General features: G+C 62.8%; 4 protein-coding genes. 2 read left to right on the plus strand and 2 right to left on the minus strand.

Features of this window, described 5'->3' with window-relative positions; genetic code table 11:
* Window positions 1–43: 43 nt before the first annotated feature.
* Together HMPREF0591_RS28475 and HMPREF0591_RS28480 are read right to left on the minus strand one after the other, a co-directional pair.
* Complete coding sequence (locus HMPREF0591_RS28475; RefSeq protein ID WP_007172283.1) at window positions 44–484, minus strand: PaaI family thioesterase; 441 nt, start codon at window positions 482–484, stop codon at window positions 44–46.
* A 48-nt stretch (window positions 485–532) separates the two neighbouring features.
* Complete coding sequence (locus HMPREF0591_RS28480; RefSeq protein WP_007172284.1) at window positions 533–1180, minus strand: TetR/AcrR family transcriptional regulator; 648 nt, start codon at window positions 1178–1180, stop codon at window positions 533–535.
* Between the two features lie 120 nt (window positions 1181–1300).
* On the opposite strand from HMPREF0591_RS28480, the gene HMPREF0591_RS28485 reads away from it, so the two are divergent.
* Window positions 1301–2794, plus strand: a complete 1494-nt coding sequence (locus tag HMPREF0591_RS28485) for an acetyl-CoA acetyltransferase (protein ID WP_007172286.1) — start codon at window positions 1301–1303, stop codon at window positions 2792–2794.
* Complete coding sequence (locus HMPREF0591_RS28490; RefSeq protein ID WP_007172287.1) at window positions 2791–3888, plus strand: zinc-dependent alcohol dehydrogenase; 1098 nt, start codon at window positions 2791–2793, stop codon at window positions 3886–3888. The genes HMPREF0591_RS28485 and HMPREF0591_RS28490 overlap by 4 nt, the downstream gene beginning before the upstream one ends.
* The last annotated feature ends 13 nt before the right edge of the window (window positions 3889–3901 follow it).

Here is a 3901-nt window from a genome sequence, read left to right on the forward strand (position 1 = left end):
CCGCGATAGCCAATTCGGACGGCACTCGTGCTCAGTCTCGCCATCAACCGGAATACCCCCTCGGGCTAACCACCGTCACGGTTCCCTGCGCCGCGCATACCGCGCGCCCCGCGTTGGAGACATCGATTCTGGCGACACCGCTACGCTTGCCCAGCGCGATGATCTCGGTGACCGCAACGCACACTCCGCTCGACACGGGCTGCAGCAGATTTAGCTTGAATTCCGTTGTGGCCACCCATGATCCCGCTGGGATAACCGGATAGAACACCACGCCCAGACAGTGGTCTACCATCGCCGACAAGCATCCGCCGTGCAGGTTGCCGAACGGCGTCATCAGGTCGTCCCGAGCATCCATCTCCACAACCAGACGTCCCGCGGCGAATTCGGTGTGCCGAAATCCCAAGTAGCTGGACAGCCCACCCGCGGTTGCCGCCGCATTCTGCAACTCGTCGGCAATCTCTTGGCTGAACTGCTCGAACTTCATGTCTAGAGCCCCTCGTCGTTCACCGATACTGCTGCCACTAACGAGACATTACTTCGTACTTGTTGCATCAGCGCAAGACCGGGTGGTGGTGAGCAGAGGAGGAAGCAGGAATCTTCGTAGAAAAGCATCGAGGCCCTCCGGGCTGCGCTGCCTTGGGCCTTCGACCGTGAGTAGGCTGAGGATAGCCCGCAGTATCCACTCGGATGCATCGTCGACCGACACCCCACGCTCAAGTTGATCCCAGTGCGCGGCGAAGACAGGGCGAAGGAACTCGGCGACGAGTTCGAACAAAGCCACCGACGTACCCTTGGCCAGCCCTACGCCGGCGAGTTCGTCGTCACTGCCGAATAGCAATCCGATTATGGGTTCACGGTGGGCCGCACGGAGTGTAACCTCGACGAAATCCAGTATCGCCGAGCCTAAATCGGCATGCGCTGCGATCCGCGCACTAATGCGGCGGAGGTAGCGTTCGGCTGACCGCAAGATAACACCGGAAATGACGGATTCACGACTCGGAAAGTAGCGATACACCGTGGCGCGGGACACCCCGGCCTGCCTGGCGATGTCCTCCATCGTGGTGCCCGGTAGCCCCTTGTTCTCGAGGGACGTTGCGGCGGCATCGAGCAGATGGTCTCGGGCGATGTCGCGGCTCGCGGCGGTCGCCGTGCCCCATCGCAACGATTTTTTCGTCACCATTCAAGTATGCCGTCCCGTGCCGTTCGTGGGCTGACGATCGAAGCAGTTGTCGTATAGCACCTTATGTGACAATATCGCAGATATGTCGCAAAGGCGTCGACGATGACCGCGGCCTGACCGTTGCCGATTCCACGCCGCACTCCGGTCGTCGTCGCAGTTGGTGAGATCACGCACCGCGACGACGGTGTCGTTGACCCCATCGATTTGGCTTCCGAGGCCGTGCGTCGAGCATTGCAGGACTCGGGCGCTGCTATCGGGCATCGAATCGATATGGTGGCGACGCCCGGAATCTTGATGATTCCGCGTGACAATCCTGCGACGAGGATTGCCGAAGCGGCTGGGCTGGCGCCAATACGGCGCATCAGTTGTCCGGTTGGCGGTAATACGCCTCAGTACCTCGTTGAGGTGCTCGGCGCCCGCATCGCGCGCGGTGTCAGCGACGCGGTGTTAGTCGTCGGAGCGGAGAGCGGCGCGTCAGCTCGTAGGGTTGGATCGGGTCAGGTGCGACGAGACCCGAAACCCGTTGAGGGCCGGGATGAGTCACTTGGCGATACTCGCCCCGGTCTGAGCGCGGCCGAGATGTGTGCTGGACTGCGTTGGCCGCACCAGGTGTACCCGGTCTTCGAATCGGCGATTGCGGCTCGATCGGGCCGGACCTTCGATGAGCAGCGTCGCTGGCTGGGAAACCTGATGGCCCCCTTCACGCTCGAAGCATCGAGGCATCCCGGCCAGGCATGGTTTCCGCGCGCGCGCACTGCCAGTGAGCTCAGCTCGGTCTCGCCAACTAACCGGATGGTGTGCGAGCCATATCCCAAGATGCTCAACAGCATTATCACCGTCGATATGGCAGCCGCCTTCGTCATGATGGCTGCCGAAGTCGCCGACGAAATCGGTGTTCCTCGTGACCGATGGGTTTTCCCATGGTGCGCGGCCACTTGCAACGACGTGTACTTTCCGGTTCAGCGGCCCGATCTCAGTCGGTCCGCGGGAATTCGCGCTGTCGGACGGGCGCTCCTAGCTGCCTGCGACCTTTCCGCCGATGACATCGGATGGTTCGATTTGTACTCCTGCTTCCCTTCCGCGGTCGAAGTTGCGATCGAGGCGCTCGATCTCGATCCAGCGGATCCACGCGGGTTCACGGTGACCGGTGGATTGCCCTACCACGGAGGACCGGGTAACAACTATGTCAGCCACTCGATTGTGGAGATGGTTCGACGCTGCCGAAGCGAACCGGACGCCCTAGGACTGGTTTCCGGATTAGGTTGGTACATCACGAAGCACTCGTTGGGCCTATGGTCGGCGACGCCGCCGCCGACTGGGTGGCAGACACCGGACATGGCGGAAGCGCAGGCCGCGATTGATGCGACTGCGGTTCCAGTCGCTTCTGCCGCCGACACATCCGGTAGGGCAACGATCGACGGCTACACGGTGGTACACGACCGCGACGTTGGCCCTTCGTGGGTGCCTGTTCTCGCGCGTCTACCCGACGGCCGGCGCGTCGCGGCTCGCAACGACGATGCGAAGGTGGCGAAGGAAATGTCAAAAGAGATGATGGTCGGACGTCAGGTAACTGTGCGGCCCGCTGATCAGCGCGTCGAATTCGAACTGCCATGAAGGCCGATGCGCTCGTGCTGACCAAGCCGCGCGCCCTCGAGCGGCGCACTCTTGCGGTACCGCCCGTCGACGGCCACTCCGGAGTCCTTCGGATCGAGGCGTGCGGGCTCTGCGGAACCGATCACGAGCAGTACAGCGGTCACCTACCAGCGGGCTTCGCCTTCGTCCCGGGACATGAAATCGTCGGTGTCGTTGAGGCAGTCGGTGACGCCGCAAGCGCGCGTTGGGGTGTGTCGGCAGGTGATCGGGTTGCGGTCGAGGTTTTTCGATCGTGCCGGGAGTGCGACGCGTGCCGCCGAGGTGAGTATCGCAGGTGCTCGCGCAACGGACTGGCCACGATGTTCGGCTTCGTCGACGTAAACATCGATCCCGGCCTGTGGGGAGGGTACGCAACGCACCTGCATCTGCCCTTCGATTCCATGCTGTTGTCGATTCCAGACAGACTCGACCCGATTGTCGCTACGTTGTTCAACCCGCTGGGCGCGGGAATCAAATGGGCTGCCACGCTGCCGGAGACCGCGTCAGGCGACGTCGTCGCAGTCCTGGGGCCAGGCATCCGCGGCATCTGCTCGGCCGTAGCAGCGAAGGAATCCGGAGCGGCATTCGTCGCTATGACCGGACTCGGACCACGCGATCGACCACGGTTAGCCGCAGCGTCCAAGTTCGGCGTGGACCTGACCATTGACGTGACCCGTGAAGACCCGGTCAAGGCCCTGCAACGAGCGACCGGTCAACTCGCAGACGTCGTCGTCGACGTCACCGCCAAAGCGCCAGGTGCATTCGCTGACGCCGTCGCACTTGCTCGACCAGGCGGACGCGTGGTGATCGCCGGCACCCGCGGCGGCGGCGGAGCACCAGGCTTCGAGCCAGACCTCCTCGTTTTCAAAGAACTACGCGTCCTCGGCTCGCTGGGGGTCGATTACCCCGCCTATCAGAGCGCGATCGAATTGCTCGTCTCTGGGCGTTGGCCCTTCGATGAACTATCCCGGGACGTCGCCGGTTTCGCGGGCCTACCACGATTACTCGACGTCTTAGCCGATGGCGAGCCGGGCACGATTCCGGCCTTGCACAACGTCTTCGTACCGATGGCCTGACGTGCCAGCAGTG

It is taken from the genome of Mycobacterium parascrofulaceum ATCC BAA-614, from assembly GCF_000164135.1.
Classification (GTDB): Bacteria; Actinomycetota; Actinomycetes; order Mycobacteriales; family Mycobacteriaceae; genus Mycobacterium; species Mycobacterium parascrofulaceum.